Origin of the sequence: uncultured Halovibrio sp., assembly GCF_913056445.1 — a bacterium.
GTDB classification, from domain to species: domain Bacteria; phylum Pseudomonadota; class Gammaproteobacteria; order Pseudomonadales; family Oleiphilaceae; genus Halospina; species Halospina utahensis_B.
The window spans coordinates 1-14792 of sequence record NZ_CAJXMA010000007.1; the positions used below are offsets into that span (position 1 = coordinate 1).

Consider the following 14792-nt stretch of genomic DNA (forward strand, 5'->3'; position numbering starts at 1 on the left):
CATTGGCGAACCCACTCAAGCCATCAGGATGGCGGCAGTATAGCGAGGCAGGGAATACGGGGAAATGGAGCGGGCGACGAGGCTCGAACTCGCGACTTTCAGCTTGGGAAGCTGATGCTCTACCAACTGAGCTACGCCCGCAAAGATCGTTAAATCTCTGTTTCTACGGGACTTCCTGTATGGCCACCTGATGACCGATCCGTCCTTCTCCAGCTATGTCCCCACAAATGTCCCCACACTGTGCAAAGCGTCACTTCGCTATCCCCACAACAGGGATATAGGGGTTGATTCGTAGAGCATGAACAGGGAACCACCGCGAACCGCTGCTGTCAATCGTGAGCGGCGCCAGAATCCTGTAGTCACGCTGAGCGTAGGACAGCATTCCCCTTCCGACCCCACGAGACCGCTGAATCCATACAGTCCCATTGGATGCGTGAAACCGGGAATTCAAACGATTCATCGCCCCATGCCATCACGTGCACTAAAGTGCCACTCTGAAAGAGGTATAAAGTCACCTTGGGCACGCTGAGAAGCGGCGCTATCTAGAATTCACGAATATCAATACCGCAGAGTTCTAGCGACTGTCTGTTATGTGGGTCGATCAATGAGCTGGGGAGCCGAATGTTTGCGCAAGAAGCAATGTTAATTGCCGCTGCATCAGAAAACGCCTGTCATGGTCCAGACATTGCAACAATGTCAGGCGGTTAAACGCTTAGCGGGTCACGATAGGCAATGAAACTCCTGTTCAAGGCGATGGCAGGTCTCGCTTGGCAGCTCCCCAAAGTGGTTGCGGTAATGGGACGCAAACCGGCTCATGTGTCGGAATCCATGGGCCGATGCGTGCCAGGCAATGGAGTAGCGGCGTTCGGGGTCCTCTAGAAGGGATAGCCTCACCCGAACCAAGTGGCAGGCGCGGAAATAGGCATAGGGCGTACAGCCAAGGTTCCGCTCGAACGCGTAATAGAGCCCCCTCGCGCTCATGTGAGCAACCTCGCAGACGGCGTCAAGACTGTACCCGCTGGCGGGGAGCTGGACCAGGTAATCCATGGCCCGCAGGACTCTCGGATCCGTGACCTGAGGTCCTTCAACCCAACCCCTCTTTTCCGGATAGAACCCAAAAAGCTGCATGAACTCCTTACGGATCTCATTGAGCAGGCTGAGCTTATCCGTGTGGTTCATGCCATGATGAAGGCGGTAGGGCAGCGACTCCATCATTACACGGGCACATTCAGTGCGCCCGCTAGGATCCCAGGGGTGCCGCAACGCCTCCGTCAGGTGGCCACGTGCCTCAGTCTCCACATCAACCCGCAAAAAAAGCAGTTCACAGTCTTCCGAAAGCTGCCATTGCTGATCACTTTTCGGAAGCAGAAAAAAGGGGCCATTCGCGCCTTGGAGGGCCTTTGGATACTGCTCCATCCTGGCCCGGCCACGATACGGCAGCACGCAATGGAAACAGTCCTGATTCCAAAGGCGCACGGTCACGGGTTCACCGAAAGCCAAGTAACCCACAACGACGTCGCTTCCATCAAGCCTGCTCAGAAAACCACGATGGCTCTCCCTTTCATCAGAAAGTGTCCCGACCTGGGGATCGGAGACAAAACAGTTCAACGCCCTTTCCATCACATTAGGGGACGAGTGAATACACTGAGCATGACTGATCAAGGGGAACTCAACCAAATCCTCAATGTGGAGGGACTGCCCTTTCCTCTGATAGCTAGACAACGACACCTCATGCAGGTTCTGTAAGCAGGGAAATACCCATAAAGATTGTGGGGTTATTGAGGATTATGGCTATTGAGATTAATCAAAAATTTGCTTCTCAACCAATTTTCTAGCCACAGCGCACTGATTTTAGAACTCTTTTGTGAAACCGAACGGTGGCGTGCAATAACCGGATACGCTGGCGCCCAGAACCTCCACATCGTGCAAAGAATGGTTCCCATACTTTTCTATCCCTAGCCAGAATAAAAGGTGACAGATATGACCTCCGGTATCAGGTTCCCTCTGAACACTGGAGGAATCGCCCGAAACCAGGATTTATACGCTGATGCCTGAACGTAATCGTCGCCAAAACAGATGGATGTCAGTCAGCGCGGAGGCGGCAGCGAGTGGTCTCATTGAAAGATCCCATGCGTAACAACAGTTTCCATGAAGTCGTTTTCAGACTGTCAGCCAACCTTGCTCGGGTGTCAGCCACCGAAATCCGGACGGCCATTCTGGACGCGCTTACTCAGATCGGGGAGCACATCGGTGCCGACACGGCTTACATGTTCACCCTCTCGCAGAACCAGGAATCACTGGACAAGGTCCTCGAATGGCAACGTGGGGGGATTTCCGGTGTGCAGACACACAAGAGGCACATTCCCCTCACCCGCTACCCTTGGCTGATGAACCAGCTTGAGAAGCACGCTTGCCTGGCAATCGATGACGTCGCCGCATTACCGGAGGACGCGAAGGTTGAGAAAACGGACCTCGAATCCCAACAGGTCCGCTCATTGATCATTATGCCGCTGCGTCATGGGGACCAGCTTTACGGGCTGGTCGGTTTCGATAGGATCAGTACACAATACCAGTGGCCCGACAGGCTCCAGGAGGATCTGTCCCTGATTGCTGAAATCATAGGTGGGACTCTGCATCGCGAGTTTGCATCGCTGGAGGCGGCTCAATTCGCATCGCGGGTCCGTAAGCTGATGCAGCCTCTCCCGGGCCTGGTTTTCCAATACGAAGTCGATTCCAGCGGCACGCCCCGGATGCCATTCGTATCCGAAAGATTCGAACGTTTTTTTGGAATCCCGGCTGAAACGCTCAGAAACTCAGCACACCCGTTACTCTACAGGATCCATGGATCGGATTATGCTCGGGTCATGGCTGCCATCGGGGAGTCCTCGGCAAACGTAACTCCATTCCATAAGGCGTTCCGTATCCACGCCGACGGGGGCAAGCTGCATTGGTTCGAGGGGATTGCGATACCAGAAGAGGTGGCGGACAGCATCGTCTGGCACGGATACCTGAGTGAAATCACCGACCAGATGACGTCTGAGCAGACGATAATTGACCAGGGCCTCTGGACCGAGGCAATCCTGGATAATGTGGACGACGCCATTTTCTCAATCGACGCGCATGGCGTTATCCAGTCTGCAAACCGCGCGGCTGAACAGACCTTCGGCTACGGGTCGGACGGCCTGAACGGCAGCAAGATCAATATCATTATGCCTGAGCCCTATCGCTCAGAACACGATGCCTATATTGATCGGTACCTGAGTTCCGGTGAGGCACGCGTTATGGGTATACCCCGCGAGTTGGAGGCGCAACGGAAGGACGGCTCCATTTTCCCTATAGAGCTTCGGGTTTCCCAGATCACGATGAACGACTGCCAGTATTTTATCGGAGTCATCCGGGATATTACCCAGCACAAGCAAAGCGAGAAAAAAATCGAAAGCCTCGCATATTACGACCCTCTGACGGGACTACCCAACAGACGCCTGATCATTGACCACATACAGCAGGAACTTGCCGCTGACCGGAACGAAAGGGGTGTCAGCGCCCTACTTTTCCTTGACCTGGATAATTTCAAGGTCCTTAACGATTCCCACGGACACTCAATGGGAGACAGGTATCTGGTCCAGGTCGCACATCGTCTTGAGGACATACTCTCCCGGGCCGGTACGGTCGCTCGCATCGGAGGCGACGAGTTCATCGCGCTGATTACCGGCCTGCACGTGATGCCCGAACAGGCACGAGTGGAGGTCAAGCAGATTGCGGGTGAGATTCATCAGACACTGGCGGCCCCCTTCAACCTGGCCGCCCATGAATACATCGGAAACGTGAGTATCGGGGCGACCCTTCTCCACGAGCATAATGAAAGCGTGGAGGAGCTTCTCAAGCAAGCAGACATTGCACTTCACCAAGCCAAAAAGGAAGGCAAGAACACCGTCCGGCTATTTTCCACATCAATGCAGCAGGATGTAGAGGAAAAGCTCAAGCTTGAGGGGGATATCAGGCAAGCATTGCTCCAGCAGCAATTCGAACTGCATTATCAACCCCAGGTTTCGGAGGGAGGCCGTGTAACCAGTGTCGAGGCGCTGCTTCGATGGCACCACCCGGAGCAGGGCTGGATCTCGCCCAGCCGTTTCATTCCCGTATGTGAAGAAACCGGCCTGATAATGGACCTTGGCAGCTGGGTCGTTGAAACCGCTTGCCGACAACTGGCCCTCTGGTCCCGTCATGAGTCAACCTGTCATCTGATCGTAGCCATTAACATCAGCGCGCGACAGTTCCATCAGCATGATTTTGTTGAGCAGATCCTCAAGGCGATTGAAAAGACGGGGGCACCGGCATACCTGCTTGAGCTGGAGCTCACTGAATCGCTTCTTGTGCAGGATATGGCCGATGTCATCAACAAGATGAAACTACTTCGAGAGCACGGTATCAGATTTTCTCTGGATGACTTCGGAACCGGCTACTCGTCCCTCGCCTACCTGAAACGGTTGCCGCTGAACCAGCTGAAGATCGACATCAGCTTCGTGCGCGACATTCTCAATGACGAGAACGATATCGAGATAGCAAAGATGATTGTTGCGCTGGCCAACACCATGAAGCTGGAAGTGATCGCCGAAGGCGTTGAGACCTGGGATCAATGTCAGGCACTGTCCAGTATCGGCTGTCACCGTTACCAGGGCTTCCTTTTTGCGCATCCCGTGCCAGTTGACCAGATCACTGATGTTATCGATGCATCCACCCAATGGCAGGCTTTGGGCGTATCACCCCGCAACACAATACGCTCTTATGGATGAGCCCTGCCCATACGCCCCACCCCCGGCAGGTACCTTCTCGTCAAATTCACGTGCCATTTAAGCACCTTTATTTTTAGAATCTTCCGAGACATGTGCAATCAAGGGATAACAAGAGGCCCTGGATACCGCAACCGTGCAATGGCCGGATTCCCCAACGTGTTCTCCGAGACCACACTGAAGTGAAGGGACAGCGTCCACTTTATTCATCAGGTCAGGCAACGGAGACATCTACGTATGCGAACGAACCAGCCCGTTACACAGAGACGTGTGCCCGTAAAACCCAACGCAAACATTCTTTCCACCACTGACCCCAAGGGCCGCATCACCTACGTCAACGATGAATTCATCGAGATCAGCGGTTTTACCCACGAGGAGCTTATCGGGCAACCTCACAACATCATCCGGCATCCGGACATGCCGCGGCAGGCATTCTTTGAATTCTGGGATGCAATCCGCAATGGCCGATCCTGGATGGGAATGGTCAAGAATCGCTGCAAGAACGGGGACCACTACTGGGTTCACGCCTATGTAACACCAATACTGAACGACAATGGTGATGTTGTAGAGTTCCAGTCCATCCGCCAGACCCCTGACGAGGAGGCGGTTGAACGTGCTTCAGCGCTCTACGCGAAGGTCCGGGCGAGCGAGTCCGACTCGGGATCCATAAAGGCCGGGACCGCTAGGGGCTGGTATCCCGGTGTTACAGCCAAAGTGTTCATGATTTCCCTGGCAGCCATGGCAATAATGGGCGCTGGCTTGCTGGTGCCGGAGTCCGTCACTCTGGCAACCGTGATTTTGCCCGCCGGGCTGGCCCTGCTTCTGGGTGGCCTGTTCTGGGCAACCGCGCCAATACGCAGCATTGAGGCGCTGACACGAAATGTTCTTGATGACCCCTTGGTGGAACAGGTTCTAACCGGTCGGCGCGATGAGCTCGCAAGGGTGGAAACGGCGATGATCAGTCGCAAGACGGAACTGAAAGCCGTACCCAAGCGCTTGCTGGATACCGTGAAGCAAATTCGCGAGTCAGCCGCAGCGGCCTCCGAATCCATCGCACAGGCACGACAGAGTTCATCTCGCCAGACCGATGAGACCCAGCAAGTGGCCACGGCGATGGAAGAAATGTCCCAAGCGGTTCAGGAGGTCGCCGGCAATTCCAGTAATGGAGCGGATACCGCAAAAGGGGCCCACGAGCAGACAACCCAAGGGAAAAGCACGGTAAAACAGAGTGCAAACTCGGTCCGCGAGCTGACGGATTTGGTCAGCAAGGCATCAGGGGTAATCGAGGAACTTGCCGGTGAAACACAGCGAATCGGTTCCGCACTGGATCTGATCCAGCAGATCACCGACCAGACCAACCTCCTGGCCCTCAACGCCGCCATCGAGGCCGCGAGGGCCGGGGAAGCGGGTCGTGGCTTTGCGGTGGTCGCCGACGAAGTACGGAACCTTGCGAGCAGTACCTCCGAGTCCACAAAGGAAATCCAAGCAATTATCGAATCACTGCAGAACGGTTCGCATCAGGCCGTTGAAGCCATGCGCCAGAGCCGTGAGCGGGCTCAGGACACGCTGTCCCAGGCCGAGGAGTCCCATAGCGCTCTGGAAAAGATCGAAGCCGCGGTCGAAGCCATCACTGATATCAGTAACCAGATTGCCAGCGCCACCGAGGAGCAGAGTTCGACTGCGGAGGAGGTCAACAAGAATATCAGTAACATAGACAACCTGTCCGGCGAACTGAACGAGCAGGCTGAAGGGACTGATCAGCGCATCACTGAACTCGTAGAGGAAGTAGAGCGCACGACGCGCCTAGTCAGCCGTTTCGCCAACGCATCATAGGAGGCTCTTCGAATAGTGAATCCGTAATCCCGTATGCCGCACAGTAGGCTAAGCCTGTTGCCAGAAATTATTCAACTCAGTCTAGGTCATGCGGGCTCTTCCAAGATGGAACCAGTGTGATCGAGCCTTAGATCAGGGAACAGGAATCGATTCGCTGGCGCTTATGCCCCGTCACACCAGACATGAGCCAAAAGCTCGTTTCAATCCAAATGGAAATTACAGGTTCCCGTATGGACAGCAGACCATCGTCGATTGAGGAATCTGTCATAAACCATGCTGCTATCTCCCCCGAAAATGACCGTGTGCTGCGCAAACGGGAAGTGATCGAAATCATCGGTGTCAGTGACACAACTCTTTGGCGCACGCAGCATCAGGGCGAATTTACCCGCCCTATCTGCGTGACAAGCCTCAATCCTCGGGCACAAAGCAGCATGCAGTGGATCCAGCCAAGCCCAACTATACAGGGTCAAATCGGAGATGCCTTCCTCAGCGGAAAGCCACACCCCCGCTAATCCCTGGCATTGGGGACCGGCAGCTGGCGCTGCCGGTCCCCGATTGGTGGCCCTTCCTTCAGTCACCGTCGACGGACTGACCGCCGCTGGCCGACGGGGCGAGCAGCGCTTCCCGGCCGGCTGCCTTCCGGATGCTGTCGAAGACCGGGGTATTCACGGTAAAGACGGTATCGTATTGCTCCGTCACCAGAAGCGCGTCTTCCCCCTTGTCACCGGCGTAGAAGTGATACTGCCGGGGTGCGCCCTCCCCGGTGCCAATGCGGGTGGTCAGGGCGGGCTCACCGTCCGGTATGCTCCGATCACCGGCTGCACCCGAGATCCGCAGGGCGGCAATCCGGCTGACTAGGTCGGCCACCGCTTTCGGGTTCGCCTGGCCGGCATCCTTGGTACCGGAGACCGTCCACTTGCGGTCCGCTCCGTTATCTTCACGGGAACCGTCACTGGCCCCTGCCGATGCCGCCCGCTCAAGCCGGAGATCGTTGACCTCCAGGGACTGGATCGTCTGCTGATCCAGGCTCAGCAGGTCCTTGGCCAGCCACTGGTCCGCCTCGAGGGGCATCATGTGGGTGCCCACGCCGACCCGGTAGACGCTGTTCTCTCCTTCGCGCCGGGCGTAGATCTCGCCGGCGCCGGGAGTGTCGCCGAAGAACAGGACCCGCTTGCTGTCGGAGTCCGCCAGCGGCAGCACCAGGCGGCGCTTGTAGTCGTCCTTGGCGACCCGGAAGCGCTGCGCGGCCCCTCCCGAGGTGGCCACTGGCAGCCCGGTACTGGCCTCGCGCAGGCCCTCCAGCAGCCGGGTGACCTGGTCCGTGCCGGCGGGCAGGTCATTCAGGGCGGGAATGCGCCATTCCTCTCCCTTCTTTGTGAGCTGGACGCTGCTGCCTTCCGGCCCCTTGAGTTCAAGGCTCGATACGGCCTCGGCGGCTACGTCCAGGAAGGGCCCACCGTCGTCCGCGCCGGTGGTTCCGGTGGCGGGCCAGTAGGCCACCGCCACGGCAACCACCTGAATCACCACGAGCAGGCTGAGAATCCGGATTGCTTTTGCCATGGCTTACACCTCCGCCTTGATCGTCCGGTAGAACGCCTCGTCACGCCGCCGCACAAGGCGCCGCCACAACCAGATCACGAAGAGCCCGAGGCCACTGAGGGCGTAGTTGCCGTACTCCCAGTAGCGCTTGCTCTGCGGGTCCAGCGGCACCAGAGTGCGGGCCTCGTGGCTGCGGCCGCGCAGCGCGAGCAGGGCCGGGTCCTCCAGCGACCAGGCCACGGTGTTGCGCAGGAACGTCAGGGGCTTGCTGTACAGCGAGCCGCCGGTCTGCGACAGCAGCTGGAGCGTGGCGTCCGAGCCGAAGGCATTACTGGCCACCAGGACCAGGCTGGCGGATTCGGGGGACTGCTCGATGACCCGCGTGTAGCGGGGCGAGTCGCTGCTCTTCTCCTGCTTCGCCTGTTGCTGCGGATTCCGACCCTGTGGCGACTGTGGCTCGGCCTTCTTATCGCCACTGTTACCCAACAGGGGTGAGGGCTTGCCGGCAAAGAAGGAGTCAAAGCGCCCCTTGATGCTGACCGCCATGGGCTGCGCGCCTGCCTGGTCAGACTGCGCAAAGCCGGTCTCAGGGTAGGTCTGGAAGTCCGGCAGCACTTGGGCTTTCCGCTGCAGCCACGTCTGGCTGGAACTGTGCAGCAGCTCCGTCACCGCCCGGTCGCTGTTGGCTTCGGAATCCACCCTGATGGGCGAGGCCCAGGTCATGGTGAGTTGGTTCATCGAGGCCGTGATGGGCGACTCCGGGTTGAGCTGGTTTCCGCGCAGGTCCGGCGCGAAGGGATAGGGCTGCATCTGGATCTCGCGGAACCGGCGGCCGGAAACCGTCCGGGTCACCGGCAGCGGGACGGTCGCGTTGCGCCCATCAGCTACCAACCTTTCTCTTACAGTCAGGCCATGGTGCTTCAGCCACTGGCTGACGCCGGAATCATGCCGGCTGGCCCGCAGTGACCGGCCGACCGTGACCTGATAGGGCGAAGTCGCCATCACAACGTTGCCGCCCCGCATCAGGAACTGGTCCACGGCGAACAGCTGCTTGTCGCTCAGGGTCTCCGGGGCCATCACCATCAGCAGGTCCGTCTGCGGCGGCACCCGGCCGTTACTGAGCTGGCTGGTCTCCACCTGCCGGGATTCGGACAGGGCATTATTCAGGCGACTGAAACGCGGCCCCATGGCAGCCGCCCTCCGGCGACGGCGCCGGCCCTGCTCGTTCGGGGTCACCAGCGTAACCGTCTCCAGGGCACCCGGGGTCACGCGCTTGAGCGCCGCCTCGATGTTACGCCGCAGGGCGGCCTTGGTGAGCTTGTCCGGCAGCGTCACTTCAACCCGCTGGTCGCCACGCTCCAGGAGCAGGTGGAACCAGAACGGGTTGGGGTCATTGAGCCCGGCTACCAGGGGTTTCAGTCCCAGTTCGCCGGTGAGGCGGCTCTCAACCTTCGGGTCCGGCGTCACGACCTCGGTGGCCAGCCCACCGTTCGATTCCTGACCCAGGGTCTCGAACAGGCCACCCAGATTCCCCCGGAGTTTGGCCAGGGGCTCAGGCAACTGATCCGCGGACGAGGCATAGGCGGTCAGCCTGGTGTCGCCGTCCAGCCGGGCCAGCAGATTGCCCCCGGCCGCGTACTTGCCGGCGAGCTTCCGGATGGCGCGGGTGATCTCGTATTCCGGGTTGTTCAACGCCACATCGATCCCGCTGCCCGTGCTCCGCTCGACGCGGATCAGGTCCCGGAAGCCCAGGGTTTCATGCTGGTTGCCGTACTCGATCACCACGTTGAAGTAGGCGTTGACCACCGAGGACTCGTAACGGCTGCTGGTCTGGAAGGGCACCGGCTCCACGCCGTAACGGCTGGCCGCGCGCTTCTCGGCTTCCTTGTTCTCGGTCGGGTCCACCACGCGGACGCGCACCCGCCGGTCGGTCATCACCGCGTATTCGTTCAGCAGGTCCCGGAGCCGTGGCACCAGCGGTAACAGCATGGGATGGGTCTTGTCCGAGAAGTAGGCGCGGATGGTCACCGGCTCCTGCAGGCGTTGCACGCTCTCCAGCGTGGTGGCGGAGAGGGTGTAGCGGTTGCCCTCGGTCAGGTCCACCCGCAGGTTGTTGACCGGCGCCAGCCAGACGTTCACCAGCAGGAGGTTCGCCAGCACCAGCAACGTGGCCGCACCCCAGAGCCGGTGGTTGCGGTTGCGGGGGTTGCCGGCCCAGCGCAGCCGCTCCAGAGACAGCCGGTTGAGGGCCAGGAAGACCCCGGCAATGGTGAGGTAATAGAACAGGTCCCGGATATCGAGCACGCCCCGGGTGATGTCATCAAAGCGGCTGCCGGTGCCGAAGTGTTCCAGCCAGTGGCCGATGCCGTACCCGAACAGGCCGGTGATCACCGGCGCCCCGATGACGTAGAGCACGCCGCAGGTGGCGGTGGTCAGGATGAGCGCGATCACGGCGTTGCTGGTCAGGCTGCTCATGCACAGGCCAATGGCCAGGTAGGCCAGCCCCAGGAAGAGCGTCGCCACATAGCCACCGATTACAGGGCCCCAGTCCAGCGGGCCGAGCAGGGAGACCGTGATCGGCAGGGGCAGCGTCAGGCCAAGGCCCACAATGAGCAGGGCCAGCCCCGCCAGCAGCTTGCCCGCGATCAGGCTGCCGGGGCTCACCGGCACCGTCAGCAGGGTCTGGAGCGTGCCGGAACGGCGTTCCTCGGACCAGCTGCGCATGGTCAGCGCGGCAACCAGGAAGATCAGCAGCAGAGGGAACCACTCGAACAGGGGACGGAGGTCGGCGGTATCGCGGGCAAAGAAGGCCTCGCCCCAGAAGAAGATGAAGTGGACGGCCACCAGGAACACGCCCAGGAGCAGGTAGGCCGCCGGCGAGGCGAAGAAGCTGCGGAATTCCTTTCGACACACCTGGAAGGTCTCACGCATGGGAAGCCTCCTGGATCACGCTCTCGAACAGGGTTTCCAGATCCCGCCGACGGGGCTCGACGGCGTGCACACTGAAGCCGACGCCCACCAGGGCGTTAACGGCGGCCGGCACGGCCTCGTCCGTTCCGGAGAGCCGATAGCGGTGACCCTGATGATCGACTCCCCTATCGATGACCTCCGTCACGCCGGACACGGATTCGAGGACGGCAGCAGGATTACCACTGCCGGAAATCACCATGTCCACGCCCTCGGACGCGGTGAGATCCGCCAGCTTTTCATCCACGGCCAGGCTGCCGCTGCGCATGATCAGCACCCGCTCGCAGACGGCCTGCACTTCCTGCAGCACATGGGTGGAAAGGATGACGGTGGCGTCCTGGGCCAGGTCCCGGATCAGGTCGCGCATCTGGTGGATCTGGGCGGGGTCCAGCCCGTTGGTGGGCTCGTCGAGGATCAGCAGTTCCGGTTCATGGAGCAGCGCCTGGGCCACGCCAACGCGCTGCTGATAGCCCCGGGAAAGGGTGTCGATACGGTCCCCGGCTTTCTCGGCCAGATCCGTGCGGCGGATGGCCCTGGCAATCGCCCGGTCGCGTTGCTCAGGCGGTATACGGCGCAGTTCAGCCATGTACGCCAGGTAGTCGATGACCGTCATCTCGGGCCAGAGCGGGCAGTTCTCCGGCAGATAGCCGATGCGCTGCTGGATGGCGGCGGTGTCCTGACCCATGACGAGGTCGTCCAACCTTACGGTTCCCGAGGTCGGCTCCAGCGCGCCGGTCATCATCTTCATGATGGTGGTCTTACCGGCCCCATTGGGCCCCAGCAGCCCGACCACTTCGCCGCGCTCGATCCGGAACCCCACATCCCGGACCGCCGTCAGCGCCCCGTACTGTCTCGTCAGGTGCTCGACTTCAATCATCCGGTGGTCTCCCTGTTTCGGAATCGGATAACCTGCTGGCCGGGGGAATCGATTCCCGGCGGCCGGATTTCAAAAGAATCGGGCGAGACGTTTCAAGAGGTATTACAGAACTGAAATGGGAGAAAAAAGCCTGCCGATAGAAGAGCTTACCCAACGGATCAGGCAATGCCGCGTGTGCCGCGACTGCCCCCGGCACGGCCCGCCGCTGCCCCACGAACCCAGTCCCGTGATGCAGGCAGGCACCGGCGCCCGGGTCTGCATCGCCAGCCAGGCACCGGGGAACAAGGCCCACCAGAAGGGCCTGCCGTTCTACGACCCATCAGGTGTGCGACTCAGGGAATGGCTGGCGGTCTCCGAGGAGCGCTTCTACGACCCGGAACAGTTCGCCATCGTTCCCATGGGCTTCTGCTTCCCCGGCTATGACAGCAAGGGCGGCGACCTGCCGCCACGGCGCGAATGCGCGGAAACCTGGCATGAATCCGTGTTCGCGGCCCTTCCGAATCTTTCGCTGATCCTGGTCATCGGCCAGTACTCACAGCGTTACCACCTGCCGAAGCGTCACCGCGAGAAGACACTGACCGCGACCGTGGCCAACTGGCGGGCCATCCTTGAGGAAGACAACGAGCCGGCGGTTCTGCCCATGCCCCACCCCTCCTGGCGCAACAATGCCTGGATCCGGAACAACCCCTGGTTTGAGGCGGAACTGCTGCCGGAGCTGCGCCGGCGTATCGAGGCCCTGCTTGGGCCGGAATCAGGCGCCTGAGGCCACGACCGGGTAGCCCGGCTCGCCCCAGTCCACCTCCGGATGCCCCATCAGGGTGTCGATGATCACGGGCACCAGCTGCTCGAGGATGTTGGCCCCGTCCCGCACCTGCTCCCGGTTGACGGAACTGTTCCAGGTGGAGCCTCCATGCATCATCTGGTTGCGCAGGGTATAGAGTCGCGAGAACACCAGGCCCAGAACCCGGGCGGTGTCATCCGAGCCCAGGGCCCGGGAGGCGGTCACCTTGGCGCGCTCGAACAGCCCCTGCCACTCCCCGCGGGGCCGGCGCCCGTTCTGGCAGTCCCAGTAGGGCTGGAACACATACTGGTTGTTCAGCAGCATCCGGATGGCATTGGGGAAGGCCGTCCAGACCACTCCCGAGAGGCGCTTCTCGACGTCCAGCGCCACCAGCCGCTCGAGGAACTCACGCAGGACCTTCTGCTCCGGCATTGGCTCCTCCAGCCGCATCTCCTGGGCATAGGCGGCGTTGAAGGCAATCCAGAGGAAGATGAAGCGACCATCCTCGTCATCACAGATTTCCGCCCTCTGCAACCAGCTCAGGGCACGGTGAACGCGCAGGTCCAGAGCATCCGGAAGGTTGTCGCGAATGCCTCTGTGGCGGGCTTTGAGAGATTCAAAATCCTGTGACACGGGAGCTCTCCTGTTTGACCTCTGATCCGAATACGTATAATTTCGTACACCATGACTGAGCGGTTAAGCATCAGTAATCCTTCCGCACGCCGCTTTCTTAACGTCTCTATCTAATCAGACCACGAGGTATTATTGCAGTGATACGGGCTGAAGGCGTCACCAAAGTATTCGGACCCAACCCGGAATCCGTGAAATCTCTGCTGGAACAGGGCAAATCCAAAGATGAAATCCAGTCCGAGACCGGGCATGTAGTCGGGGTCAACAACGCCAGCTTTGAAGTTGGCGCCGGCGAGGTCTTCTGCATCATGGGCCTTTCCGGCAGTGGCAAATCCACCCTCATCCGCTGCATCAACCGTCTCATCGAGCCCACTTTCGGCAAGATCATTCTCAACGACCCGGAACATGGCGAGATGGATATCGCCACCATGGACGGCCCGACACTGAGGCGTGTCCGCTCCCAGCATCTGAGCATGGTCTTCCAGCATTTCGCGCTTTTCCCGCATAAGACGGTTCTTGCGAACGTGGTCTATGGGCTTGAGGTTCAGGGCCGCGACAAGGCCGAGCGCGAGGAACTGGGAAAGAAGTACCTGGAGATGGTCGGACTGGGTGGCTGGGAAAACCACTACCCGGATGAGCTCTCCGGCGGCATGCAGCAGCGCGTGGGCCTGGCCCGCGCCGTGGCCACCGAAGCCAACATCCTGCTGATGGACGAACCCTTCTCCGCGCTGGACCCGCTGATCAAGGTCCAGATGCAGGATGAGCTGATTCGCATCCAGCAGGAACTGGGCCGCACCATTCTGTTCATCACCCACGACCTGGACGAGGCCATGCGCATCGGCGATCACATCGCCATCATGGATGCGGGCAAAATCGTGCAGGTCGGTAATCCGGAAGAGATTCTGGTCAACCCGAAAACCGAGTACGTGGCCAAGTTTGTCGAGCATGCCGACCCGACCGGCGTCATCACGGCGGAAACCGTCGCCCTGCCGTTCAGCGACCGCTACTTCAACAGAGTGGGCGAAGAAGCCGGCAACCAGATCTGGAACCGTACCGGTTACACCGATGTCGAGTTCCATGTGGATACCAATGGCCACCTCGCGAAGATGCGCTGCGAAGGTAATGACGTAGCGCTCCATGAGCTCGAGGAGAAGATCACCGAATCCGGCGGCGCCCCCGAACGCCACACGGACGCCGCCGTCCACTGCACCACGGACACCATTCTCAAACGGGTGCTGCGCGGGCGTGCCTACTCGGAACTTCCGGTCATCGTCCAGGACGCCGAAGGGCGCCTGAAGGGCATCATCGACGAACCGGAGCTGATCCACGGCATTCTCGAGAAACACGGTTACGCACAGGACGACTGAGGCCACCA

The 14792-nt window shown here is 59.9% G+C and carries 9 protein-coding genes, 1 tRNA gene and 1 pseudogene; 4 read left to right on the plus strand and 7 right to left on the minus strand.

Annotation, left to right across the window (positions count from 1 at the left end):
- Positions 1–65: 65 nt before the first annotated feature.
- The 3 genes and pseudogenes from QZ501_RS03005 to QZ501_RS15085 all read right to left on the minus strand — a co-directional run.
- Positions 66–141: transfer RNA gene (locus QZ501_RS03005), tRNA-Gly, on the minus strand.
- A gap of 579 nt (positions 142–720) precedes the next feature.
- Complete coding sequence (locus QZ501_RS03010) at positions 721–1215, minus strand: AraC family transcriptional regulator (protein WP_295717030.1); 495 nt, start codon at positions 1213–1215, stop codon at positions 721–723.
- Between the two features lie 42 nt (positions 1216–1257).
- Positions 1258–1620, minus strand: a pseudogene (locus QZ501_RS15085) (hypothetical protein); the annotation flags it as partial.
- Positions 1621–2129: 509 nt separating this feature from the next.
- Between QZ501_RS15085 and QZ501_RS03015 the strand changes: the two are divergent.
- Both QZ501_RS03015 and QZ501_RS03020 read left to right on the plus strand, forming a co-directional pair.
- Positions 2130–4793, plus strand: a complete 2664-nt coding sequence (locus QZ501_RS03015) for an EAL domain-containing protein (RefSeq protein WP_295717033.1) — start codon at positions 2130–2132, stop codon at positions 4791–4793.
- Positions 4794–5027: 234 nt separating this feature from the next.
- A complete protein-coding gene (locus tag QZ501_RS03020) occupies positions 5028–6623 on the plus strand; it encodes a PAS domain-containing methyl-accepting chemotaxis protein (protein ID WP_295717035.1) in 1596 nt (531 codons plus the stop codon).
- A 570-nt stretch (positions 6624–7193) separates the two neighbouring features.
- Here the strand turns inward: QZ501_RS03020 and QZ501_RS03025 are convergent.
- Genes QZ501_RS03025 through QZ501_RS03035 form a run of 3 tightly spaced genes read right to left on the minus strand, consistent with a single transcriptional unit; the run spans position 7194 to position 12006 of the window.
- Positions 7194–8183 (minus strand): DUF4340 domain-containing protein, encoded by a 990-nt coding sequence (locus QZ501_RS03025; RefSeq protein ID WP_295717037.1) that lies wholly within the window; start codon positions 8181–8183, stop codon positions 7194–7196.
- Between the two features lie 3 nt (positions 8184–8186).
- Positions 8187–11093 (minus strand): Gldg family protein, encoded by a 2907-nt coding sequence (locus QZ501_RS03030; RefSeq protein ID WP_295717039.1) that lies wholly within the window; start codon positions 11091–11093, stop codon positions 8187–8189.
- Complete coding sequence (locus tag QZ501_RS03035; RefSeq protein ID WP_295717041.1) at positions 11086–12006, minus strand: ABC transporter ATP-binding protein; 921 nt, start codon at positions 12004–12006, stop codon at positions 11086–11088. The genes QZ501_RS03030 and QZ501_RS03035 overlap by 8 nt, the downstream gene beginning before the upstream one ends.
- Positions 12007–12235: 229 nt before the next feature.
- Between QZ501_RS03035 and QZ501_RS03040 the strand changes: the two genes are divergently transcribed.
- Positions 12236–12769, plus strand: a complete 534-nt coding sequence (locus QZ501_RS03040) for a uracil-DNA glycosylase family protein (RefSeq protein WP_295717043.1) — start codon at positions 12236–12238, stop codon at positions 12767–12769.
- Here the strand turns inward: QZ501_RS03040 and QZ501_RS03045 are convergent.
- Positions 12758–13420 (minus strand): HEPN domain-containing protein, encoded by a 663-nt coding sequence (locus tag QZ501_RS03045; protein ID WP_295717045.1) that lies wholly within the window; start codon positions 13418–13420, stop codon positions 12758–12760. The two genes, QZ501_RS03040 and QZ501_RS03045, sit on opposite strands and share 12 nt — an antisense overlap.
- Positions 13421–13608: 188 nt before the next feature.
- Between QZ501_RS03045 and QZ501_RS03050 the strand changes: the two genes are divergently transcribed.
- Positions 13609–14784, plus strand: coding sequence for a betaine/proline/choline family ABC transporter ATP-binding protein (locus QZ501_RS03050; protein ID WP_202405564.1), 1176 nt, complete (start codon positions 13609–13611; stop codon positions 14782–14784).
- Positions 14785–14792: the final 8 nt, after the last annotated feature.